The organism is Roseimarinus sediminis, from assembly GCF_050433125.1.
GTDB classification, from domain to species: domain Bacteria; phylum Bacteroidota; class Bacteroidia; order Bacteroidales; family Prolixibacteraceae; genus Roseimarinus; species Roseimarinus sediminis.
Map to the genome: position 1 here is coordinate 13,573 of NZ_JBNPXV010000001.1, position 23,585 is coordinate 37,157.

At 45.2% G+C, this 23,585-nt stretch carries 17 protein-coding genes; 8 read left to right on the forward strand and 9 right to left on the reverse strand.

From position 1 onward, the window contains the following. Positions 1-257: 257 nt before the first annotated feature. A complete protein-coding gene (locus FHS86_RS00050) occupies positions 258-1,373 on the reverse strand; it encodes a methyl-accepting chemotaxis protein (protein ID WP_429409821.1) in 1,116 nt (371 codons plus the stop codon). Between the two features lie 233 nt (positions 1,374-1,606). Here FHS86_RS00050 and FHS86_RS00055 point away from each other — a divergent pair, with 233 nt between their 5' ends. Then, positions 1,607-1,798, forward strand: a complete 192-nt coding sequence (locus FHS86_RS00055) for a cold-shock protein (protein ID WP_429409823.1) — start codon at positions 1,607-1,609, stop codon at positions 1,796-1,798. Positions 1,799-1,874: 76 nt separating this feature from the next. On the opposite strand, the gene FHS86_RS00060 is transcribed toward FHS86_RS00055, so the two are convergent. Then, a complete protein-coding gene (locus tag FHS86_RS00060) occupies positions 1,875-2,594 on the reverse strand; it encodes a DUF6320 domain-containing protein (protein WP_429409825.1) in 720 nt (239 codons plus the stop codon). Then, entirely contained in the window at positions 2,591-3,889 is a 1,299-nt protein-coding gene (locus tag FHS86_RS00065) for a hypothetical protein (protein ID WP_429409827.1), read from the reverse strand. The genes FHS86_RS00060 and FHS86_RS00065 overlap by 4 nt, the downstream gene beginning before the upstream one ends. A 112-nt stretch (positions 3,890-4,001) precedes the next feature. Between FHS86_RS00065 and FHS86_RS00070 the strand changes: the two genes are divergently transcribed. Both FHS86_RS00070 and FHS86_RS00075 read left to right on the forward strand, forming a co-directional pair. Then, a complete protein-coding gene (locus FHS86_RS00070; RefSeq protein ID WP_429409829.1) occupies positions 4,002-6,800 on the forward strand; it encodes a LamG-like jellyroll fold domain-containing protein in 2,799 nt (932 codons plus the stop codon). 63 nt (positions 6,801-6,863) lie between these two features. Further along, positions 6,864-7,418 carry a helix-turn-helix domain-containing protein gene (locus FHS86_RS00075; protein ID WP_429409831.1) on the forward strand — a complete coding sequence of 185 codons (555 nt, stop codon included), beginning with the start codon at positions 6,864-6,866 and terminating at the stop codon, positions 7,416-7,418. A 310-nt stretch (positions 7,419-7,728) separates the two neighbouring features. Here the strand turns inward: FHS86_RS00075 and FHS86_RS00080 are convergent, their stop codons facing one another. After that, positions 7,729-8,148: a cupin domain-containing protein gene (locus FHS86_RS00080; protein WP_429409833.1), complete on the reverse strand. Its 420-nt coding sequence runs from the start codon at positions 8,146-8,148 to the stop codon at positions 7,729-7,731. Positions 8,149-8,779: 631 nt separating this feature from the next. Between FHS86_RS00080 and FHS86_RS00085 the strand changes: the two genes are divergently transcribed. Then, on the forward strand, positions 8,780-9,241 hold the full coding sequence (locus FHS86_RS00085) for a hypothetical protein (RefSeq protein WP_429409835.1): 462 nt from the start codon (positions 8,780-8,782) through the stop codon (positions 9,239-9,241). A 69-nt stretch (positions 9,242-9,310) separates the two neighbouring features. Here FHS86_RS00085 and FHS86_RS00090 read toward each other — a convergent pair whose 3' ends face one another. Then, positions 9,311-10,072, reverse strand: a complete 762-nt coding sequence (locus tag FHS86_RS00090; protein WP_429409838.1) for an exodeoxyribonuclease III — start codon at positions 10,070-10,072, stop codon at positions 9,311-9,313. Positions 10,073-10,179: 107 nt separating this feature from the next. Then, positions 10,180-13,437 (reverse strand): S41 family peptidase, encoded by a 3,258-nt coding sequence (locus FHS86_RS00095; protein ID WP_429409840.1) that lies wholly within the window; start codon positions 13,435-13,437, stop codon positions 10,180-10,182. A gap of 272 nt (positions 13,438-13,709) precedes the next feature. Between FHS86_RS00095 and FHS86_RS00100 the strand changes: the two genes are divergently transcribed. The 3 genes from FHS86_RS00100 to FHS86_RS00110 all read left to right on the forward strand — a co-directional run bounded on the left by FHS86_RS00100 (position 13,710) and on the right by FHS86_RS00110 (position 19,454). Beyond that, positions 13,710-14,771, forward strand: a complete 1,062-nt coding sequence (locus FHS86_RS00100) for a DUF4382 domain-containing protein (protein WP_429409843.1) — start codon at positions 13,710-13,712, stop codon at positions 14,769-14,771. A gap of 348 nt (positions 14,772-15,119) precedes the next feature. Next, positions 15,120-16,340, forward strand: a complete 1,221-nt coding sequence (locus tag FHS86_RS00105; RefSeq protein ID WP_429409845.1) for a metallophosphoesterase family protein — start codon at positions 15,120-15,122, stop codon at positions 16,338-16,340. 36 nt (positions 16,341-16,376) lie between these two features. Next, positions 16,377-19,454, forward strand: a complete 3,078-nt coding sequence (locus FHS86_RS00110) for an AAA family ATPase (protein WP_429409847.1) — start codon at positions 16,377-16,379, stop codon at positions 19,452-19,454. Here the strand turns inward: FHS86_RS00110 and FHS86_RS00115 are convergent. The 3 genes from FHS86_RS00115 to FHS86_RS00125 form a co-directional block, all read right to left on the reverse strand. Continuing rightward, complete coding sequence (locus FHS86_RS00115) at positions 19,451-20,395, reverse strand: pyridoxal-phosphate dependent enzyme (RefSeq protein WP_429409849.1); 945 nt, start codon at positions 20,393-20,395, stop codon at positions 19,451-19,453. The genes FHS86_RS00110 and FHS86_RS00115 overlap by 4 nt on opposite strands. A gap of 86 nt (positions 20,396-20,481) precedes the next feature. Next, positions 20,482-21,714, reverse strand: coding sequence for an alpha/beta hydrolase family protein (locus FHS86_RS00120; protein WP_429409851.1), 1,233 nt, complete (start codon positions 21,712-21,714; stop codon positions 20,482-20,484). A 152-nt stretch (positions 21,715-21,866) separates the two neighbouring features. Further along, entirely contained in the window at positions 21,867-22,859 is a 993-nt protein-coding gene (locus FHS86_RS00125) for an aldo/keto reductase (RefSeq protein ID WP_429409853.1), read from the reverse strand. Between the two features lie 114 nt (positions 22,860-22,973). Here FHS86_RS00125 and FHS86_RS00130 point away from each other — a divergent pair, with 114 nt between their 5' ends. Then, the gene (locus tag FHS86_RS00130; RefSeq protein ID WP_429409855.1) at positions 22,974-23,582 is read left to right on the forward strand and encodes a flavin reductase family protein; all 609 of its coding nucleotides are present in this window, start codon (positions 22,974-22,976) and stop codon (positions 23,580-23,582) included. Positions 23,583-23,585: the final 3 nt, after the last annotated feature.

Consider the following 23,585-nt stretch of genomic DNA (forward strand, 5'->3'; position numbering starts at 1 on the left):
AATAAGACGCTGAGCGGATCGCAACACCCAGTGATGATTCCCGCATGCCGGCAGATTCAGGGCGATGTATTTAAAGAAAGTTCTTAAAATATTTTTGAAAGATAGTGAGACGGTATTCTTTGATTTATTGCAGGTTTAATACTTTCCAGGAACTGGATTTAAGCAAAATTCCCAGGCCTGAATACCTGAGCGATGCCAAAAAGATGGCCGGTACCTTTTTTGAAAATTTAAAGAAACAACCAGCACAAGGAAAATGCTTATAGCTCAAAGTATTTTACTGTGTCTTTAAGCTTCTCTGAAAAATGGGTCAGCTCTTCGGAGCTGGCCGCCATTTCTTCGGACGAGGAAGCATTTTGCTGTACCACATCGTTCAACTGGTGAATGGCCATGTTGATCTGTTCCAGACTGTTGTTCTGTTCAACGCTGGCCATGCTGATCTCATCAACCATTCGGGTAATCTGATTCATATCGGCTACGAGTTGCGTAATCATCCTGCCTGTTTGTTCACTTACACGAACCGTTTCCTCCGAGATGGCATGTATTTCGGTGGCGGCATGCTTGCTGTTTTCGGCCAGCATGCGCACCTCGTTGGCAATAACCGAGAAACCACGGCCATGTTCGCCGGCCCTGGCCGCCTCAACCGACGCATTCAAAGCCAGAATATTGGTTTGGTAGGCAATGTCGTTGATAATGTTGATCTTTTCAACAATGTTGTTAATCGAACGGATGCTGATTTCGGACGTAGCTCCCATTTCATTCATGGCAGCTGCGGTATCCTTCACAATGCGGGCCGTATTTTGCGCATTGCTTGCATTTTTCTCATTATTGATCGAAATCTCGGCCATGGTCGATGATATTTCTTCAGTGGTGGCTGCCTGCTCGTTGGCTCCGCTTGAAATCTGTGTCGAAGCAGAACTTTGCTGGTACGACGAATTATTGATGAAAGTCGAAACTTCCTTAATGGCTCCTACTGTTTGATACAACTGTTTACGCATGGCTTCGAGCGAACGGGCTACCTCCCCGTATTCATCGTTCAGTTTCATGAGCTTTTCGTCGAAAGCATGGTTCAGTTTGCCCATTGCCAGATTTTGGGTGATATTATTCGAAAGTAACGAGGTGGGTGTTTTGATCGACTTGTTGACCAGACTAAAAACAGAAACAATGTAAACCAGGCCAATGGGTAAAACATATTTCAATTCGGTAAAACCGTTCTTACCGATTAAGAAACCCATAAAGGCCACAACAACTGCCGAAACCAGAATCAGGGAACTGCTTTTAAAAACCAGCGACGACTTGAATATTATTCTCAATACCAACATCAAAAGCGAACCAACCCCCAATAAAATCAGAAGAAAAACCCCAATATCACTCATACCCTGTTTGCTTAAAAAAACTTTTTGTTAACAAGGCAATATTAGTAAAGATTCTCAGATTAACAAGCCAACTGAACAGTAAAAAGTGAGTTCATTTGACAATTTATCAAAATGGAAACACTTTTTACTTTGCCTGTTTTTTAGCTAAATATTTTAAATTTCGAAGTTTTATTAATAATTAACACTTTGCTCTCAAAAATATTTTTAACTTGCGCCAAATTAATTATAACATCATGAATAAAGGAACAGTAAAATTTTTCAACGATTTAAAAGGATTTGGTTTTATTAAAGATGCCGAATCGAACAAAGAACATTTTGTACATTCATCGGGTTTGGTTGACAGAATCAAAGAAGATGATGAGGTTACCTACGAACTGGAACAAGGACAAAAAGGACTCAATGCAGTAAATGTTAAACTTGCATAGTTTAAGATACATAAGACATTAAAAAAGAGGCTCCGTTTTTACGGGGCCTTCTTTTTTTGCCCTAAGCGGGAGGATCTTAAATATGAAAGAATCTTTTCAGATCGGTCACCCTTTTCAGCCGGTGATGTACATACAATAATAAGGATGAAAGCAGCAAGGTTGAAACCAAAACGGTCAGACTCCATCCCGCATATTCATATTCGCCTTTTTGCAGAAAAATAACACCATCAATCGCAAGGCACATCAAACCGATACCAACAAGCGCATAGGCAATTACGTTCAGCCCTTTGTTTCGTGCTTTTCTGAGCAGCAAAACAAAGAACAAAATAATCAGGTAAGCCGAAAGCAGCAAAGGAATGCCGTAGTGGATGCCCCATCCGGTATTTCCTGAATACAGGTCGAGAAGGAAGATAAAGCCCGCGGCCGTTAAAAAACTAAGCAGCAAGACCAGCAGCAGCCTTTTGTGCCAAAAAGAAATAAGGGTAATATCGATAAACAACACCAGGCCCACCGTAATCACATATTTCGACCAGCTAAGCGCTCGATCACCCACCAGATTAATCGTTAAACTAATCAGGATGGCCGAAAGAATGATCATGCCGGCTATTTCCCAAAATATTTTCCGCTTCTGCAAGCCGGTTAGCTTATTATAGGCTGTAAGTCCTTTCTTTTCGCTGATGTGAAAAGTACTATCATTGGACAATGTTCTTTCCCTATCTGAAAGTGGAGCCCCGCACAAAGCGCAAAAATTAGCATTGTCTTCTGTCTCCACGCCACAATTTCTACAGTAAATCATAATTCCTGTTTGTTTTTTTCTGCTTTCATATTAACTCCCTGGCTGCTTAAGAATTGACTGTATTTATTTTCAAATTCTTTCGATTTGGTGATGTTTCCGAAACTTAATACCAGGTGATCACCAAAACCCGCCACGCCGCAGTTAAGCTTTAATACTTTGTTGGGAGGTGGTGGAATGGCAATGAAGTAAGCAATCAATTCCGCTGTTTCGGCAGGCAGCTGAATGGCGCCCATGTTGGTAACAACACCACTGTACTGACTGGCTCCCAGAGAATAGGACTTCATTCGCAGTACAGCACTTTTAATAAAAAGAGGAATTCCGCGAACATAGATTTTCTTTTCGCTGCCCACATTTCGGGCAATGTTCTTATTAATCAGTTTTTCATCGCTTTCAAGCGCCATCTGATGAAAAACCGTTTTCAGCACTTCATCGAAGGTATAATGCCCCAGACGCAGGTCGAGTTCGGGCATCACAAAAAGTGAAAAATTCCGCATGGTTTTCGATGGGAAGATATTCCTCAGATCAACGGGGACCTGAACGCGCAAGGGTCTGTACTTATTTCTTTTCCGCGGTGAAGGCAGGGCTTCAAAAATTTCCTGCAACACAAATAAATAAGCTGCGACCAAAAAAACAGTGATGCTGACTCCCTTTGCATTGGCCACCTGCTTTATCTGTTGCAGCGAAATAAGGTGAGTCGATTGTTGGTAGCGAGGCTTTCTGTTGAGTGCGAAGGGCAAATGAAAGGCCTTCGATCGTCTGATCATCGGAGGTATTTCCTCCTTAAAATACCTTTTGTATGCATCTTCATATTCCTGTTCATCAATTGGCAAATGGGTAGCCCGAATGCTATGATCAACAAGCGGGTTGGCTCCACAGGCTTTAGAATACTCTACAAGGAGTGTTCTCAGAAACTGAAATCCTCCCCCACCGTCACTCAAAATGTGTGAAAACTCGATACTGATTTTTTTATTTCTGACCAGTACCCTAATCAACAGTTCTTCTTTGGAAAACTTACGGCACAAAGCTCCCGTGTCGGCCAATACAGGAATGTGTTTTGGCAGGTGTTCAAGATAATACCAGAAGAAACCTTCTTTGAGCTGTACAATAAAGTAAGGAAAGCGCTGCTCACAAAGCAGGACGGCCTTCAACAAAGGCTTAATCTTAACCGGTTCTTTTAAAACAGCCGTTAATCGAACCACGGCCGGCACCTCGTCGGATATAATTGCTGGAAATATTTTCGCGGCATTATCAAGCGTTAACCAGAAGCGCCTGCCAGTTGAAGCTACAGCATCCATGTTTCAAAGTTATTATTATTTGTTACAAAATTTCGTTCAATAAACTTAGTTTTGTCTGTCGATGACATGCTACTATCAGTTTTGGGCAGCAATAACGAGAAAACAATTTCAGATGATAAAAAACATTGCACTTTTCCTCCTGGCAAGTCTTGTTTTAACACTACGGCCAGTTTCTGCACAAAATAACGGCTCAGCAACCATAAGCAGTGCCGCCGATTGGCTAACAGCATTGCCGGTTCCCGACCGGAGTCTTTCGTTCAGCGTGTCCGACAGCGGAGAATACAAGCCCATCATTTGGGGACTCGACCTGGCCTGGCTGAGTGAAGGCAACATCAAAAGAGGCATGGCTTTTATGGGAGCCGAACGCATCGACCTGATCCGTTCATCCTTTACCCCTACCGCTCCATTGGATGACGGACAATTGCAGGCCACTGAACTGGGCCGGCTCAACGAGCGCCTCAACATCATTGCGCTGCTGGGGCGCCCGATGCAGCTTGTGCTGAATTGTGATCATCCCGTGGTTGATCCCTGGTTTAGTGGAAATGCAGCCCGCTGGGCACAGCTGATCGATGTCACGGCCAAACTACACGAGAAAAGTGGTCACAGGGTGCTGACCGTATCTCCCTTTAACGAGCCCGACTTTAGTGCAACCGGTCAGGGCAGCATCACCGATTTTTATAACATTGCCGGTGAATTAAGAAAGAATCCCCATTTCGACAGCATTCGCATTTCGGGTGGAAACACACTCAATACCGACCAGGCCCTTCCCTGGTATAATCAGCTTAAAGCCCGCCTCGACGAGGGGAACACCCACCAGCTTGCCGGAAGTTTCGACAACTATGCCGCCTTTTTTCAAACCGTAAGAGCCAACGGGCATCATGCCACCAACGATGAACTGCACAATGTAATGGAAGCCATGGTGGGTGTTGAGTACGGCATGCAAACCGGCATATGGTGGGGCACTGCCGAACGCACCCGTAGTGAGTTTGTAAAAGCCAGCGACGGACGCCGGCTCGCCTACAGCGAACACCGTCCCAACTGGACGGCTGCATCGGTTTATCGTCATCCCGAAGGAAAGATCCAGGGTTTTGTTGGTTCTTCTGAAAGACAGGCTGTTAACACCAGCTTTCGTTTTGTGTCGAAAGAACGGGATGTGTATTTTGACGGCCACGGACCACAACGCGAATACATCATGAATATTCCGGGTGGAACAGGCTACCAGCAGGGGCAAACCAATGCCGAAGGGCTTGTAAATATTACCTGGGGTGACGACATACAACCGGTCATCGACGGACAATACATTCTGGTGAACCGAAACAGCAGCAAGATAATGGAAGTAGCCGGCGGATCGGCTACCGCAGGTGCCAATGTTCGCCAGAATAGCTACAAGAATGCCAATTATCAGCAGTGGTATGTTAAACCGGTGAGCACTCGTATTGGCGGCGACTACAGCTATTATACCATCACGGCTGTACACAGTGGAAAAGCACTCGATATCATGAACTGGTCGCTTGATGCCGGAGGAAACCTCATTGTGTGGGACGATGCGAAAGGTGCCAACCAGCAATGGTACCTCGATTACATTGAGGATGGCTGGTTTAATATCCGCAGCCGCCACAGTTCCCTTTGCATCGAGGTAGCCAATGCTTCGGCTGTAAGCGGGGCCAACATTCAACAGGGAGCGCCGGCCGATGCATACAGTCAGCAATGGCGATTGATCCCTGCCGGGGCAGCTGTAGAGTTTGACGCCCCCGATGTTCCTAAAAACCTGCAGGCAAGTGCCAATGCCGAATCGATCGCCTTGCAATGGCAGAAAAGCAGTGCCTCCGACGTGGCAGGCTATACAATTTACCGCTCGAAAAAGTCAGGCGGCCCATGGGAAACCATTGCCCGACAGGTGAACACCACTGCTTTCGTTGATAATACGTGCATTTCGGGCGAGCCTTTTTTCTACCGGATCAAGGCAGTTGATCATTCACTGAACCACTCCGACTGGTCAAACGAAGTGATTGCAAAGGCAGGCAAGACCAACGCACTTGTTGCCCACCTTACTTTCGATGAAACAACCCGCGACAGCTCCGTCAATTTAAACCACAGTGCTGCATTTGGCAGCATTTCGTATGTTGAAGGAAAAACAGGATCCGGTGCCGTTTCGCTCCGGGGCACTTCGGCCTTCCTGCAACTACCGGCCACTGTAGCCAGTCACCAGGAGCTAACCATCGCCTGCTGGGTTTACTGGCGGGGAGGTGGAAACTGGCAACGTATTTTTGATTTTGGCAACAACCAGGATGAATACCTCTTTCTGACACCCAAATCCGAATCGGGTGAATTGCGCTTTGCCATTAAAAACGGTGGAGAAGAACAAACACTGAACACTACAGCCCTCCCTGCCCGACAATGGACCCATGTGGCTGTAAGTTTTTCTGAATCGAAGGTAGGTTTGTATGTTAATGGCATGCTGGCTGATGAATCGGAGAACATCAGCATCCGTCCGTCTGATTTTAATCCCATCCATAATTACCTTGGCCGCAGTCAGTATCCCGATCCACTGTTTAATGGCTACCTCGACGATTTCAGGCTATACAACCATGCGCTGGAAGCCGATGAACTGATGCAACTTATGCAGTTGACAAGCGATGTAAATCAGCTTTCACCTGTAGTTGCAAGTCTTTCGTTATGGCCCCTACCAGCCAACGATGTAATCAACGTCAGCTACCATTCACCAACGATTCAGAAAGGTCATTCCAAGCTCAGGCTTTTCAATATAAACGGGGTCCTTCTGTTAAAAGAGGTGATTAAAAACGGCCAGACGATGCAGCTTGAAACAGCCCATTTGCCATCGGGCACCTACCTGCTCCAATTGAGCAGTAAGCGAGAAACGTTCGTGAAGAAACTAATCATAAAAAGATAATTAAGTCTTTCTTAATTTATTAAATATTTCTCAACTTTGTGTTTTAATAAATAGCTTGTCGTTATGAAGCGAATTGGTGAAAGAATCAGGCGTAAGCGCGATGCGCTCAGCATGCAGTTGAATGAGCTCGCTCAAAAAGTAGGCGTTAGCGCCAGTGCCTTATCTCAGATCGAGAAAGCAAAAGCCTTTCCATCGATATTTACCCTTAAGGCCATTGCCGAAAATCTAAACACCACTGTTGGAGAGCTCATTGGAGAAAACGAAAGTCTTAGCAAAAATCCGGTAGTGCGTAAAACCGAGATGAAATTTGTGGAAATAACATCCGGCGGCACCGAGGTATTTTTATTATCCCACCACGATGTCAACAAGCAAATGGACACTTACTTTGTTCGCTTCACGAAGAATTCGCACCTTAACAACTACTTTGAAAAGCACACGGGCCAGGTATTTTGCTATGTGGTTTCGGGCAAAATTGATTTCGAACTCGACGGAATGCTTCATGTGCTCACACCCGGCGACACCATTTATTTTAGCAATAAAACTCCCTATTTCATTCAAAATAAAGCTGCTACCCACTGCGAAATGCTTTGGGTGATCAACAATCATTCAGGATGCTAAGCCTGCTTCATTTACGTTTTCTTAATATTGGCGTATTGATTAAGCACTAATTTATTAATTAAGCGCTGGTTTATTATTTTCGCCTCCGATTTAGGTATTACATCGGTTCAGGTTGTATATTCATTTGCTTAAGATAAAAAAACAGGCAGGTGTTTCAATTATAGATGATTAAGATTTGACAACACTTCCTGCCTGCTGTGCAATGGGTTGGGTGTAGCTACACTCAACCCTTTTGTAAATAATGCTTTCCCTTTTGGTATTATGACTATCTTTTCTCAAAAATAATCATCTTTCAAGCGTCTGACTGTCCTTATTGAAGATATTTCTTTATCACAAGGTATTTTAATTCGCTATCACCAATGTTTCGGATTCCATGCTCAACACCCGAAGGACAGTAGAAACTGGCATAAGGTTCAGCAGTCACCGAATCGCCCCCGAGATAAAGACGGGCTGTTCCTTCCAGAATGAAAAAGAATTCGTCTTCCTGATGCTTATGCGGTGCATGCGTGGCAGCGTGGGGTGCAACAACGCTCATTTTTAAGGTGCGCCCGTCAATAAAATCCTTATCGGCAAACCAGTACTGGTAGCCCACCTTTGTTTTTACTGCCTCTTCTATCGAAAATTGATTAACACAATTTTCGACGGTCCATTTGCTTTCATTTTGAGCCATGGCCAAGCTGGCTACCGAGAGGCCCATCAGCAGCATAACAACAAACTGAATGTTTTTCATGAACTGTATTTTTGATTCGAACGCTATATTACAGAAAATTAAAGCATTTTGCAATGCAACGAAAACGAACGCGTACTTTTATTTGTTAACAGGTATAATGCCTTCATTTTGCAGAATACCTATAGGCTATATATACTTACCTAAGGCCAATTAAATTAATACCAGCTAAGTAGTTAAAAGAATGTTTGCTATCTTCACCCTGTCAATTCGATGTTGCGGTCTAAGGTTATGGCAACAGCTTTACGGTGAAGGTGCCCTGTAACCGGCTGATAACAGCGCAGCATTGAAAAACCGTTTAAACCTTCGTTTTTTAGCGAGGGTTTTTTAATCTGTGGCCTTTTCAGCTTATTTCAGTAAAAGATCTTATTCCTCTACTCCCGCTTCGGTGGGAGTTTTTATTGTTATCATTTTGTCTTTTATTTTCTAATCATCTCCTGGTTGGCCTAAGTCCCGATTTCTATTTGAATGCTCATTTCAGGCTGCTAAGCAACAGCCTTTTAAAGGCCAAACAGTAAAATATCTACATTTCGTCATAACAGAGCGCACACTCATCAAAAACAACATGGTAAAGCAAAAGAGTTTTAGTTGTTTTGTCTAACAATAAAAAACCTTATACTAATCAACTAACTCAATGAAATTTTTTGTTCTGACAATTCTGGCCCTCATCGTTTGTTCGCTCGAAGGGTATTCACAAATTCGGTTCCCCCTTGAATACCGTGTTGAAAAACAAGCCATGTGTACCCCAATGGAACTTCTCGAAGATGTTCTTTTCAGGCATCCTTATTATGCCAAACCGGTGAATATACATTTCGATGGTGAGCAGCTAAAAATGAATTATGATGAAGGCACCGCTCATTTGAGTAAAAAAATAAACAAGGTACACTACGAAAGTGAATTCGAAGATGACAAGTTAGCACTCGAAAAGATTTATTATTGTGATCAGGAAATCAGCACCGATACTTTTTTACTGGTAGTCGATTACAATGTAGGCTATGTACAGTTTATCGTCCCAACCAAAGATTCAACAGGTGAGAACATAGGATACACCTCGTACCGAAAGTTTGTAAAGACCAACGAACTCGCACTAAACTAACAACACAATAAAGTCACAAAAAATGCCGGTAGCAATGCCGGCATTTTTTATGTTCCTACTAGTCGCCAATCATATTTCAATCGCTACAGGGCAGTGATCACTACCCATCACATCACTCAGAATTTCAGCATTCTTTAGCTCATTTAGCAAGGACTGGCTCAGCAAAAAATAATCGATTCTCCAGCCGATATTTTTCCCACGGGCTCCGGCCCGATAGCTCCACCACGAATAGGCATCGGTACGTTCGGGATACAAATGCCGGAAGCTGTCGACCAGCCCCCCTTCTGCAAAACGATCCATGCCATCGATTTCTTCCTGCATGTAGCCTGCATACTTGTTGTAGTTCGCCTTTGGACGTGCCAGGTCGATATCGCGGTGGGCCACATTAAAGTCGCCACAAACTATGACCGGCTTTTGTTCTTCGAGCCTTTTCAGATACGAGAAGAAGGCCTTGTCCCACTCCTGGCGATAAGAGAGCCTTTTCAACTCACTTCCCGAATTGGGGACATAAACACTGACTACAAAATACTTTTCATACTCGGCACACAAAATCCGTCCTTCGCTGTCGTGTTCATCAAGGCCCATGCCACGTGAAATGGCAAGTGGTGCGGTACGCGACAGAATGGCCACTCCCGAATAGCCCTTTTTTTCAGCCGAGTTGGAGGCGATGTAATACCCCTCGAGTGATTTCAGTGCCTCTGCCACCTGGTCGTCCTGTGCTTTGGTTTCCTGCAGACACAAAATGTCGGGATTCATATCATTTACATCCGAAAAAAAATCCTTTTTTGTAATGGCTCTGATACCATTCACATTCCATGATACTATCTTCATTGTCCTTCGTTTTTTCAAATTATTGGCTGGTCACAGTCATTCCACTAAAAAAGCTCCCGGGCCGACACACCCGGGAAGCCTGTTATTTCAAGCGCTTTGTGATCGGCCTATTTTACCGGAGCATCGGGGATAGATGGTAAATCCCTGCGTTCCTTCATTTGCTCCATAATCACTTCAATGGCTTTATTGAGTTGCTCGTCTTCGCCATTAAATTCTTTCCACGGATCATTCTCAATCACCATGTCGGGACTTACACCCACTCCTTCGATCATCCATTTTCCTTCCATCGAAAGGGAAGTAAACTGAGGAATCCGAAGGTCTGTACCATCAATAAACGGCAACGATCCGCTGATGCCAACAATGCCACCCCAGGTGCGCGTTCCGATGGTCGTTCCAATACCAAGGGCCTTGAAACCATGGGCAAAAAGATCACCATCGGAAGCCGAATATTTATCGATCAATGCCACTTTGGGACCTGTTTGTGTTTGAGCCGGAACAGGAGATACAACAGGTGAATTGCGTCGCATGTTCACACGGTAGGCTTCGCGTGCCAGCCGTTCGAGTATCATGGGCGAAACATTTCCTCCGCCATTGCCCCGGTCGTCGATAATCAAGGCCTTCTTATCGAGCTGTGGATAGAAATAACGCACAAACTGATTCAGACCATTGGGTCCCATGTCGGGTATGTGCAGGTAACCCACTTCGCCCTTGGTGGCTTCACTCACCTTTCGGATGTTATCATTTACCCATTTAAAGTAATACAGCTCACTTTCGTCGTCGACGGGAGTCACCAGAACTTTACGGGCACCGCTTTTTTCGGGACGATCGTTGATCAGCAGCTCGACCGTTTGACCGGCTTTTCCGACCAGCAGTTTGTAAATATTTTCAACCGTATTGCTTTCGTGCCGGTCAACAGCGATGATGTAGTCTCCTTCGTTTACATCGGCACCGGGTTGCTGTAAGGGTGAAGCCAGTTGTTTTGACCAGGGGGCTCCATCGAGTATCTCTTCAATTTTGAAGTAACCCGATGGGTCTGCACTTATTTTGGCTCCCAGCAAACCGGTTTTAATGCGCTTTGCCTTTGGTTTTTCACCCGTGTTCACATAGGCATGCCCGGCATTCAGTTCGCCAATCATTTCACCAATAAGGTAATTCAAATCGTCGCGGTGCTGCACATGAGGCAGCAGCAGACTGTACTTTTTGTGTATCGCGTTCCAGTCGACTCCGTGCATGTTTTCAACATAGAAGAAATCGCGCATCTGCCGCCATGCTTCGTTAAAAATCTGCGTCCACTCAGCTTCGAAAGCTACCATGGTTTTCATGCCCGACAAATCGATCGGCTGATCTATTTTCACCTGTCCCGAAGGCAGGTCGACCAACTGCCATTTGCTTTGGCTGCCCAGCAACATTTTCTTGTTGTCGGGCGACAGGGTGTAGCTGTAGTTCCCGATTTCGCTTTCTTTTTCCTTCTTTACATCATACACCATCAGCGAACGCCCGGAAGCTGCTCCCTGAACAAAGCGATTGTAGTAGATTTTATCGCCTGTCATGCTGATCGATGAGTAGTAGGCAGGCTGAACAGGCAGGGCAATGATTCTATTTTCTATTCCATCGAAATCAATTTCAGTACCCGAATCCTTTTCTTCCTTATCATCCTTCTTCTTTTTATCTTCCTTTTTATCATCCTGCTTATCTTCTTTTTCAACGGGCTGAACATCCTTATTTTCGGGAGCAAAGGGCGATGGCGTTTTCTTGCTCAGGGTAAGCAGGTAAATTCTGTCGGTATTAATGTAGGCATGGTTCCACTCGGTTCGGCTGTAGGTTGGATTAAAGTCGCGTTGAGAAGAGAACAACAGATATTTTCCATCGGATGAAAAAGAAGGACTGCCCGAATCGTACCAGGCTTCACTTACCTGGTGTAGCTGTGTTCCATCGGTCGAAACCATCTTAATCACACTCATCTGATTGGGCATGGCATCGCTAAAAACCAGCCATTTGCTATCGGGGCTCCAGTTAAAATCACTTAGCCTCGAGCGCTCACTTTTGGCCACTTGGCGGCTTTCGCCTTTTTCAATATCGGTAAGCATAAGGCGATACAACTGATCGTTCCATGCAAGGTATTTGCTGTCGGGGCTCCATCGGATGTTAAAAATATAACTCGTATTTCCGCTGGTGAGCTGTCTGGCCGCATCGGAGCCATCGGCTGCCTGTATCCATATTTCATATTCACCGCTCTGATCAGACAACCAGGCCATCCATTTTCCATCGGGTGAATATTCAGCGCCCCGCTCGTGTGCCCCCGAGCTTTGTGTATGGTTATAGGTAATGCCTTCGTCGGTGGGCACTGAAAACACTTCGCCCCTTGCCCCAAACAAAGCACGACCACCATCGGGTGACAGGCTGATCGAGCGAATGTTCTCAGCCAGCTCCTTTAACTCCTTACGAGCATACGGCTGGTCGTTGGCAATGCTTACCGGCACTAGTTTGAGCGTCCGGGTTGTTGTTTCGAAAGTAAAAAGCTGCCCGCCCTTTTCGAATACAATGAGCGAACCATTGTGCGAAGGAAACTTGATATCGTAGTCATCGAAATTGGTCACTTTTTCAATGTTGCCTGTTTGCGTGTTGTAAACAAACAGGTTCATGGTGCGATCGCGGTCCGAAAGAAAAAAGATCTCATCCTCTATCCACATCGGAAAAACATCCTGGGCATCGTGATTGGTGATGGCCACTGTTTCGTGGGTGTCGAAGTTATGTACCCATATTTCATCGGCCATGCCTCCCTGGTAGTACTTCCAGGTACGGAACTCACGAAATACCCGGTTATAAGCCATTTTCTTTCCGTCGGGTGAAAAGGAACAGAAACCACCTTCGGGAAAAGGAAGCTGAACCGGCAGATTTCCGTCGGGTGAAACGGAAAACAACTGCCCCTTAAATGAATTAAAGCTTTGTTTCCTTGTGCGGAAGACAATGCTTTTTCCATCAGGACTCCAGCTCATCACGATGTTGTTGGGCCCCATGCGGTCGGCTACATCGTCGCGTCCCAGGGTGGCTGTGTAGGTGAGCCTTTGGGGCTGCCCGCCTTCAGAAGGCATAATATACACTTCGGTATTGCCATCGTACTGCCCGGTAAAAGCCAGTTGAGAGCCATCGGGCGAGAAACGTGCAAACAACTCATTTCCTTCGTGGCTGGTTAATTTCCGGGCAATTCCCCCATCGATGCCAACCGAATATAAATCGCCTGCGTAAGTAAAAGCAATCTGATTTTCACTCACACTCGGAAATCGCAACAAGCGGGAGTTTTCTGCCATCATCGTCATTGACAAAACAAGTAGGAAGGCAGTCAGTAAATGTCTAATTTTCATCATTGTATTGGGTTAAATATGAATATTGAAGTAAAGCTCCCATAAAAGTAGGCAATGCCTTTGAGACTGAAAAAGATTTTAGTCACCGGGTATAAACAGAATCATGCTATTTTTGCTCACGCTCCCATCAAAATGAAAAGCACTTTCTCAATATGAGAAAATATTACAAGCTTACCAATTATTTATTGTGTTGATATTATGCTACTTATCAATTTATATATTTTTAGCACGCTTCTTGTCAGGCATGGTTCAAATCACTTTAAAACAATAAAGCTATGAGACATTTGAAATTAATGATTACTGTATTTGCTTTAAGTGCGTTGGCACTGGTAAGTTGTAACAATGAGGAGCATATGATCCCAGAAGATAAAGGGCGACTCAATGTACACATTACCGATGCTCCTTTCCCCATCGACATGGTTGGAAGCACTGAAGTAACAATCGACAGGGTAGAGATCAGAAAACAGGCCGAGATGGGTCTGGATGAAGGTCACGATTCCTTTGTCTTTATAAGTAATGAGACTGTAACAATTGATTTGCTCGATTTGACCAATGGAGTGACTGAGGTACTGGGTACGGCTGATCTTGACCCCGGAAACTACGACTTAATCAGGCTGCATGTTGTTGATGCCAGCATTACCCTGAACGATGGATCGACTTACGACCTGAAAGTTCCAAGTGGAGATGCCAGTGGATTGAAAATTAAAATTGAACCATCGGTATACATCGAAGCAGGCCAAAGTTCCGATGTATTGCTTGACTTCGACCTGAGTCGCTCCTTTATTGTAAAGGGCAATTTCAAGAAAGGCACCTTTAACGGTTTCATCTTCAAACCCGTGGTACGTGGTATTTACATGAAACATGCCGGAAGTGTTGAAGGTACTGTTACCGATTCAACAGGTACTCCTGTCAAAAATGCAATGGTAGAAGTATTCATTCCTGGTCAAAACGACGACATCGATGATGATGAAAGCGAAGAAGGAGCAGACGACGACAGCATGAAGTCGGGAGACTATGACGAGAATGATGAAGATGAAGATTCTAACAATGATTCGGCCAGTACATTTACCGACGAAGATGGTGCATACAAAATCATTGGACTGCCCGAAGGAACTTACACTGTAGTGTGCACACACGATGACTTCCTTAGTGACACGCTTACCAATGTTGTCGTAAGTGCCGAAGCTGAAACCATCGTGAATTTCGAACTACTTCCTGGCGACGACGTTGATGAGGAAGGTGACGATGTTGACGAGGAAGACGATGACGATTCTGAAGATGATGATGATTCTGAAGACGATGGCGAAACTGAAGATGAAAACGAAACTGAAGAATAAAAAAGAACACACACATCCACATCCCTTCACGGGGGGGACAAGGGCGATCCTCTTAATAAGAGTTAGCCGCAAAACGAAGAGGGTACCAAATGGTGCCCTTTTCCTTTTTTTTATCAGATCGATCAATTGAAGACCAACCCGGGTAGAACGCTATTTGAGCACAAAGCACTTTTCTGTTATTCATTCTTATACCATCTGCCCAATTATTGATAACTTAGTCGCTCTGTCAGCCAACAGTAGTCATCTACCATGAGAGACTAAGGTGGCAGCAAAACAAATCAATGCAATAACAAGCGAAGAAACTATTTTATCCATCTCACAAAAACAAGCACTTAGCAAAGTTCGGGCATGAAAATATTACACACTTCAGACTGGCATCTGGGAAAACGACTGGAAGACTACTCTCGTATTGGAGAACAGCGCGCCTTACTCGATGAAATTGACCGGATTGCAAGCCTGCACAAGGCCAATGTGATCGTTGTTGCAGGCGATTTGTTTGATACTTTTAATCCGCCAGGCGAAGCCGTCGACCTGTTTTACCAGGCACTGAAAAAGATGTCGAAAAACGGACAGCGTCCGATAATCGCCATCGCAGGGAATCACGACTCACCCGACCGTATTGAAGCTCCCGATCCGCTGGCCCGCGAATGCGGGATCGTTTTTGCCGGCCATCCCAATATTCTGATTGAGCCTTTTGAACTCGATTCAGGACTGAAAGTATTACAAAGCGAGCGGGGTTTTATCGAACTGAAGCTTCCGGCCAGTGAAGATCCACTGCGTATACTCATTACCCCTTATGCCAACGAGTTCAGGCTGAAATCGTACCTTGGAAAAGAGAACAGTGACGAAGCCTTGCGACAGCTGCTCCAGGAACGTTGGCAACAACTGGCCGACAAATATTGCGACAACAAGGGCGTTAACCTGCTGCTCAGTCACCTTTTTATGATTAAAAAGGGATCAAGCCCTCCCGATGAACCCGACGATGAAAAGCCCATTCTGCACGTGGGAGGCGCCCAGGCCATTTACAGCGAAAATGTACCGGCACAAATTCAATATACCGCCATGGGACACTTGCATCGCATGCATGCCATCGACGAAAGCGACGATAAAGCAATGTATTACAGTGGAAGCCCCTTGTCGTACAGTTTTGCCGAGGCCATGCAAAAAAAATACGTGCTGCTTGCCGATGTTGAGCCGGGAAAAACAGCACGGGTTGAAAAAATTGAGCTAACCAGCGGCAAGCCTCTGTTGCGCAAAAAAGCATACAGCATGGATGAAGCCATCAACTGGCTTACTGAAAACCAGGATGCCCTGGTTGAGCTGACAATGGTTTCGGATAATTTTTTAAGTGCACAGGAAAGGCGCCGCCTGCAACAGGCACATTCAGGTATTATAAGCATTGTACCCGAAGTACTTAATGCCGAAGTGCTCCTTAATCAGAAAAACCAGCAAATCGATTTAAGCCAAAGCATGGAAGCGCTATTCACAAGCTATGTGAAACACACGCGGGGTCAGGCCCCCGACAAAGCCATGATGGACCTGTTTAAAGAAATGCTTTCAGAAGAATAAGCTTCAAATTTTTAAGTTCAGCTAAAACCAAAGCAAATGATACCCGTCGAACTCACCATACAAGGCCTTTACTCCTATCAACAGAAACAATTTATCGATTTCACACAGCTCACTGCCGCTCATCTCTTTGGTATTTTCGGATCGGTTGGCAGCGGAAAATCTACCGTTCTCGAAGCCATTACCTTTGCCCTGTATGGGAGAACCGACCGGCTTAATCTTTCGGGCGACAAGCGCAACTACAACATGATGAACCTGAAATCGAACGAACTACTCATTGCCTTTGTGTTCGAAACAGGCAAGTCGCAAACCCGGTACTTGGCCGAGGTTAAAGGCAGACGAAACAGCAAACGTTTCGAAGATGTAAAAACACTCGACCGCACAGCCTACCGCATGGAAAAAGGAAAGTGGATCCCGATCGAACCCCTGGAGTTGGAAGCTGCAATTGGTTTAAGTTATGAAAATTTCAAACGTACCATCATCATTCCACAGGGACAGTTCCAGGAATTTTTACAGCTAAAGAACAAGGACCGCACCCAAATGATGAAGGAACTTTTTCATCTTGAGAAATTTGAATTGTATCACAAGGCTGCGGCCCTGGAGCAAAAAAACAACGCACTGCTACAGCATACCGAAGGTCAGCTACAGCAGCTGGGAACCATCGACCCGGAACAGCTTAAAGTATATGAACAGCAACTCGAACAGCTGAAAAAAGAAAGCGATCAAATTAAAGCACAACTTGAAAGACTGAAAACTGAAGAGATCCAATGGCAACAACTGTCAGGCCTAAATACAAAGCTGAACAAGGTACAGGGCGAACTGAAGGAACTGAGTTCGAAACAGGAAGAAATGGCCCGGCTGGAAGAGAAAATCAGTCGGTATGAAGACTGCCTCTTACAATTTAAAAACCTGATTGAGGCTGCCGACAACAGCAGGCAGCAGCTGGCGCTTCAAAAATCGAACATCGAAAACGAAAGCAGGAAAAAGCAGGAGTTGAGCACCCTCCTCAAAGTAGAGGAAGAGCGCTTCACCAAAATCAAAAAGGACTATGAGCAACGGGAACAACTTCTTCAGCAGGCGGAGGAGATTCAAAAGATCGAACGCATCCTGAATCTCGAAAAACAACTCCATACCGACAGGGAACGACTGCATAAGGGAGAAAAAATTCAGCAGGCAACACAGCAAAAGATCGATCACTTGCAAAAAGAAAAAAATACACTTCATCAGGCCATCAAACAAATCAAAGCGCAGCAACCCGACATGGCACTTTTAACCAGGGTGCAAAGCTGGCATCTTGCCAATAAAAACCTGCTTCGCCAAAGCGAAGAACTCAATTCCGACGCACAAACACATCGGCAACAAAGCATAAGGCTTGAAGATGCGATGAAGCAAATGGCTGACAGTCTACAGACCGATTCATCGCTTGCCGGCGATGCTCCGGCTTTGCTGCAACTATTGAAAGACAAAATTGACCAAATAAAAAGCAAAATGAAGGCCAATAACGAAGCCGCTAATCAGCTGCGCCTTCAGCAGGAGCTCGAAAATTATGCACAAGCGTTGAACGAAGGAGATCCCTGCCCGCTGTGCGGAGCCAGGCATCACCCTGAGCCCTTTAGTGCCGAAAGTGTAAAAACGAAACTGAATGAGCTCATAAAAACCAACGAAAACCATGAAAAAGAAGTTGAGAACCTGGGCGAAATGATGGTCAAAGCTGGCGAATTGAAACACCAGCTCAGTGTTGAACAAAAGCAACTTGAGCTAATCAGGAGAAAAGAACAAAACATCGTTGAACAACGAAAAGAACACGATAAAGCTTTTCAATGGAAGGCTTATGCCAGTGAGCAGGATGTTACGAAAGCCTTGCAGCTGGCCGAGCTACTTCAAAAACAATTAAAAGCTCAGGAAAGCCAATATGAAAAAGTTAGCAGTGATCTCGACGAAAGCATCAAGAACAAGGAATTGTATCAGCAAAAAATTGATGAGCTGAAAACCAGCCAGACAAGCTATTCTTCCGAAATAAATATTCTGAAACAACAAATCAAGCGTTTAGCACCCGATGACTTTCGGGAGAAAACAAATTCAGAAATCAGTCTGTTGCGGTCAAGGCTCATCGAGCAGCACAGTCATATTGAAAAAGAGTACAGCAATCAAGCAGAAAAACTGACCCTTTTGCGTAAGCAATACGATCAGATTTCGGGCAGTATTGAAGCCAATTTGAAAGCTTTCATGGCCGAAGAAGTTCGTACACAAAAACTGCACGAACAACTTGAAACAGAACTGGAAAAATCGTCCTATCGGCAGCTGGCTGAGGTAAAGACCATTTTGGCTGAGCAAATCGATCTGCCAAAGGCAAAAAAAGAACTGACAGCATTTCAAAACGCCCTGGCTGCTGCAAAAAAACAGGAACAGCAGCTAAATGAAGAACTCGCCGGTCGAAGCTACAACGAGCAAAAGCACAACGAACTGAAAAAGGAAATAGCAACGCTGGATGAAAGCCTGAATCAGAAAAACAAAACAATGGGGAAAACCGATGCCCTGTTGAAGCAACTCGGGGAAGATCTTGAACAACTCGCAAAGCTCACCAAACAGCACGAAGCGCTTTTGGAACGTGCCGAAAACATCCGGCGCATGAAAACACTTTTTAAGGGCAGTGGTTTTGTGAATTACATTTCATCGGTGTACCTGCAGAATTTGTGCAATGCTGCCAACGATCGTTTTTACCAGCTCACCCGCCAAAAGCTGAGTCTTGAAATTACCGATGACAACAGTTTCGAGGTGCGTGATTTTATGAATGGAGGAAAAGTAAGAAACATAAAAACCCTTTCAGGCGGGCAAACCTTTCAGGCTGCCTTGTCGCTCGCCCTGGCTTTGGCCGACAACATACAGAAAATTACCGAGTCGAATCAGAATTTCTTCTTCCTCGACGAAGGCTTTGGATCGCTCGACAAGGAAGCGCTCACCGTGGTTTTCGACACCCTGAAGGCACTTCGAAGGGAAAACCGTATTGTTGGGGTAATTTCTCATGTTGAAGAAATGCAACAGGAAATTGACGTTCACCTGAAAGTGGAAAACAGCGAGGCAAATGGAAGCATCATCCGTCCCAGCTGGAAGAATTAGAAAGGCAGTCTTTCGAGATCGACATTTCCGCCTGAGATAATGATCCCGACTTTCTTATCCGCCACATCCACCTTGTGCTCTAAAATGGCAGCCAGGGGTACGGCCGACGAAGGTTCAATAATTATTTTCATACGCTCCCACACCATGCGCATGGCCTGAACGATGGAAGCTTCAGAAACTGTTACCACCTCATCGACCTGCTTCTTAATGATTTTGTAATTCATTTCACCCAGCGAGGTAAGCAATCCGTCGGCAATGGTATTGGGCTGCACCGAAGGCACCAGCCGATCGCCATAGAACGAACGACAGGCATCGTCGGCACCAGCCGGCTCGCAGGCAACAACACGCGTTTTTGGGCTGAGCGCCTTAACGGCCAGAGCGGTTCCACTCAGCAAACCTCCTCCTCCTACCGGACACAATACAAGATCGAGCGCTCCGACCTCTTCGAGCAATTCTTTGGCCGCAGTACCCTGGCCTGCAATAACTTTGAAATTATTGTAAGGATGAATTTCGCTTGCCCCTGTTGCTGCAATAAGTTTTTTCAGCGTGCTTTCACGTGCTGCCAGTGTGGGTTCACAATAAGTAATTTTTGCACCATAGCCTGCTACTGCTTTCTTTTTAATTTCCGGTGCATTTGCAGGCATCACCACATAGGCAGGAATTCCTCTTTTACGCGCAGCCAATGCCAATGCAGCAGCATGGTTGCCCGACGAATGGGTGGCCACACCATTTGCTGCTTCCTCTTCACTTAAGGAAAAAACAGCATTTATTGCCCCTCTGAATTTAAAGGCTCCTACCTTTTGCAGGTTTTCACATTTAAAAAAGAGCGAAGCACCTGCAAAACCATTAATGCTCACACTGGTCATTACCGGTGTGCGGTGAGCAAATTTCTTTACTAACTGGTGTGCAGTTTCTATATCGACAAACTGAGGAAGAAGCATAGCTGGCAGTTTTATGATTTTCATTTTAAAGATAAACAAAAGAGACGGTTGTTGTCCGTCTCCTTTTTGTATCTTTTCTATTTCAATTAAAAACTGGCAAACCAGTCGAGCGCTCCAATCAGTGTTGGCGGAAAAGCCATAATATGATCGGCACCGGGAAGCGGTTTCAGTTTTACCTTCGATCCGGCTCCGTCATTCTGAAAGTTCTGGTATAGCTGAATCGACTCTCTTCCGGGAACCCACAAATCGTCGTTACCGTAGTACAAGGTAAGCGGAGTTGACAGTTGCCACGAAGTGACTTTATTGGCATCAAATGCTGCCCGCATGGAAGCATAGGCATCACTTGCGGCAAAGATCGAATCGTTTTCAAAATCGTCGTTAAAGAGTTCGCCAATATGAAAGGTGCCAAAACTCGAGTTGACTTCTTCTTCCGATTTACGACCGTCGATGAGTACAGGAACCGAAGCGGCAAATTCTTCACTAAACACCTGGGAATAGTCAACATCCATTTCGGTATATTTCAAATACGATTTCAGAATGTAAGCAATAAACGAAGGTTTTTCATAAATCTGCTGATCCATGATCCAGTCGCGGAACTGGGTCAGGTTATAAGCTCCACTGCCCGCCGCGGCACCAGTAACATGAATGTCGGCATTCAGGTTGTTGTTCTCGATGGCCGACAAGGCGGCTACTGTTGCACTCGCTCCCTGGGAATAGCCGAGCATAAAAAGCTGGTCATTGGTTTCACAGGGATCTTCGGTAGCGATAAATTCTTTTGAAGCCCTGATCATATCCAATACCGCATTGACAGTGTACTCCTTGTGCATGTAGGGATGCTGCACCTGGGCCGATTCCCCGAACCCAATGTAATCGGGAATAACAACCACCATGCCGGTAGCTGCTATGAGGGTCATGAAGTCGTTGGTGGCAGCCAGCGAGGGAGCCTGCGATTTCTGAAACAGGGTTCCATGCTGATAACTAAGTACCGGGAAAGCATCTTTCTTGCTGTCGCTTAGTGGTACCGCCACAACACCCGATGCTTCGATGGTATCGCCTTCGAACGCTGTTTTGTAAGTAATTTTGTAAACTTCTACGTCGTATTTCAACCTTGCAGTAAGGCTGCTTAAATCTGCTTCATCATAATTGGCCAGAATCGCCTTCAGGTTATCGACTGTTAAAGGAATGGGCGGAGTAAATTTCTCCGATTCAACCAAAAACACCGGTACCAAATCCTTGTCTTCTTCGCCGTCCTTTTTACACCCTCCAACAACCAGCAATAATAACATTGCCAGCCACAAGCTTAATCTTAAATGTTTCATCCTTTTCTGTTTTATAATATAAAGGAAACCCCGATTGTAAACGCCTTCATTTCACCTGCTTAATCATTGGCTCAGTTCAGTGGCAACCATCAGTTCCCATTAACAAAATCCATACCAGGTACTAATGTAGTACTTGATGCGCTTTGTTGATATTAATTTTTAATAATTGTTTCTATTTCTACCAGTTCTTCTGCAGAGAACAACAAATAATCAAGTGCTCCCAGGTTATCGTCAAGCTGTTCAACCGAACTTGCTCCCACCAGGACTGAAGTAATTCGATGGTCTTTGAGCAGCCATGCGATGGCCATCTGGGCAAGCGACTGACCCCGTGCTTCGGCAATCTTGTTCAGGGCTTTTACTTTGTCGATTGTTTTTTCTACATCATCTTCCTTCAGAAAGCCCCACGATTTGGCAGCTCTCGAATTAGCCGGAATCCCGTTAAGGTATTTGTCTGAAAGCAGTCCCTGTGCCAGTGGAGAAAAGGCAATCAGTCCAATTCCGTAATCTTCGGCCGTTTCGAGCAAGTGCTCTTCCACCCAGCGAACAAACATCGAATATTTCACCTGATTGATCAAACAAGGAGTTCCCAGGTCGTTCAGTATGCGGGCAGCCTCGATGGTTTCGTCGGCCGAGTAATTCGAAATCCCAACATACAAAGCCTTTCCCTGGCGCACGATCTGATCGAGTGCTCTCATGGTTTCTTCAAGCGGGGTATCGGGATCGGGGCGGTGATGATAAAAAAGATCGACATAATCGAGCCCCAACCGTTTAAGACTCTGGTCAAGACTCGAAATCAGGTATTTTCGTGATCCCCAGTCTCCATAGGGTCCGTTCCACATGTGGTAACCTGCCTTGGTCGATAGGAACATTTCATCGCGGTGAGCCTGAAAATCGAGCTTCATCACCCTTCCAAAATTTTCTTCAGCCGAGCCGGGAGGCGGCCCGTAATTATTGGCCAGATCGAAATGCGTAATCCCGTTATCGAAGGCATGCCTGATAATTTTTCGGCCATTTTCAAAGGAATCAACTCCCCCAAAATTGTGCCACAAGCCGAGCGAAATCATTGGTAAACTGATACCTGAACGACCACAACGTTTGTATTGAATTTTTTCGTATCGTCTGTTATCTGCCTGATAGTGCTCCATATCTCTTGTTTTGAAGTTCTCATACAAAAGTACTTAAATGATTGAATTTTTTGAATGAATCGTCACGAAAGCGTCCCATTCCTGATCTCTTTTTATCTTTGTTAAAAAAACAAGATGGGAAAAATTGACTTCAAACCCGGAACCATGGTTTATCCCTTGCCTGCAGTGATGGTAAGCTGCGGTTCGACACCCGACGAATACAATATCATCACCATTGCCTGGACAGGCACTATTTCGAGCGATCCTCCCATGTGCTACATCTCGGTGAGGCCCGAAAGACATTCATACGACATCATCAAGCGAAATAATGATTTTGTAATTAACCTCACCACCGAGAAACTGGCCCATGCCACCGATTGGTGCGGCTGTCGAAGTGGTCGTAAATTTAACAAATGGGAAGCGATGCAGCTTACACCGGGAAAGGCCAAGACCGTGAAGGCTCCCATCATTAATGAAGCGCCTGTGAGTATTGAGTGTGTTGTGAAAGACATCATTGAACTGGGCGTTCACCACATGTTCCTTGCCGAAGTCGTGAATGTCAGGGTGGATGACAAGTACATGGATACTGAAAGTGGTCGCTTTGATCTGGCCAGTGCCAATCCGCTGGTTTATAATCACGGGGCTTATTTCAGACTTGGTCAGAAAATTGGAAAGTTTGGTTTTTCGGTGGAGAAGAAAAAGAAAAAGAAGAAGCCGGGAAAAAAGCGGCCTGACAACTCATAAAGC

Coding starts and splice junctions, on each gene's coding strand:
- FHS86_RS00055 (WP_429409823.1), top strand. CDS start 1,607: ATGAATAAAGGAACAGTAAAATTTTTCAACGATTTAAAAGGATTTGGT.
- FHS86_RS00120 (WP_429409851.1), bottom strand. CDS start 21,714: ATGAAACATTTAAGATTAAGCTTGTGGCTGGCAATGTTATTATTGCTG.
- FHS86_RS00075 (WP_429409831.1), top strand. CDS start 6,864: ATGAAGCGAATTGGTGAAAGAATCAGGCGTAAGCGCGATGCGCTCAGC.
- FHS86_RS00065 (WP_429409827.1), bottom strand. CDS start 3,889: ATGGATGCTGTAGCTTCAACTGGCAGGCGCTTCTGGTTAACGCTTGAT.
- FHS86_RS00110 (WP_429409847.1), top strand. CDS start 16,377: ATGATACCCGTCGAACTCACCATACAAGGCCTTTACTCCTATCAACAG.
- FHS86_RS00060 (WP_429409825.1), bottom strand. CDS start 2,594: ATGATTTACTGTAGAAATTGTGGCGTGGAGACAGAAGACAATGCTAAT.
- FHS86_RS00050 (WP_429409821.1), bottom strand. CDS start 1,373: ATGAGTGATATTGGGGTTTTTCTTCTGATTTTATTGGGGGTTGGTTCG.
- FHS86_RS00125 (WP_429409853.1), bottom strand. CDS start 22,859: ATGGAGCACTATCAGGCAGATAACAGACGATACGAAAAAATTCAATAC.
- FHS86_RS00115 (WP_429409849.1), bottom strand. CDS start 20,395: ATGCTTCTTCCTCAGTTTGTCGATATAGAAACTGCACACCAGTTAGTA.
- FHS86_RS00085 (WP_429409835.1), top strand. CDS start 8,780: ATGAAATTTTTTGTTCTGACAATTCTGGCCCTCATCGTTTGTTCGCTC.
- FHS86_RS00095 (WP_429409840.1), bottom strand. CDS start 13,437: ATGATGAAAATTAGACATTTACTGACTGCCTTCCTACTTGTTTTGTCA.
- FHS86_RS00130 (WP_429409855.1), top strand. CDS start 22,974: ATGGGAAAAATTGACTTCAAACCCGGAACCATGGTTTATCCCTTGCCT.
- FHS86_RS00100 (WP_429409843.1), top strand. CDS start 13,710: ATGAGACATTTGAAATTAATGATTACTGTATTTGCTTTAAGTGCGTTG.
- FHS86_RS00070 (WP_429409829.1), top strand. CDS start 4,002: ATGATAAAAAACATTGCACTTTTCCTCCTGGCAAGTCTTGTTTTAACA.
- FHS86_RS00105 (WP_429409845.1), top strand. CDS start 15,120: ATGAAAATATTACACACTTCAGACTGGCATCTGGGAAAACGACTGGAA.
- FHS86_RS00080 (WP_429409833.1), bottom strand. CDS start 8,148: ATGAAAAACATTCAGTTTGTTGTTATGCTGCTGATGGGCCTCTCGGTA.
- FHS86_RS00090 (WP_429409838.1), bottom strand. CDS start 10,072: ATGAAGATAGTATCATGGAATGTGAATGGTATCAGAGCCATTACAAAA.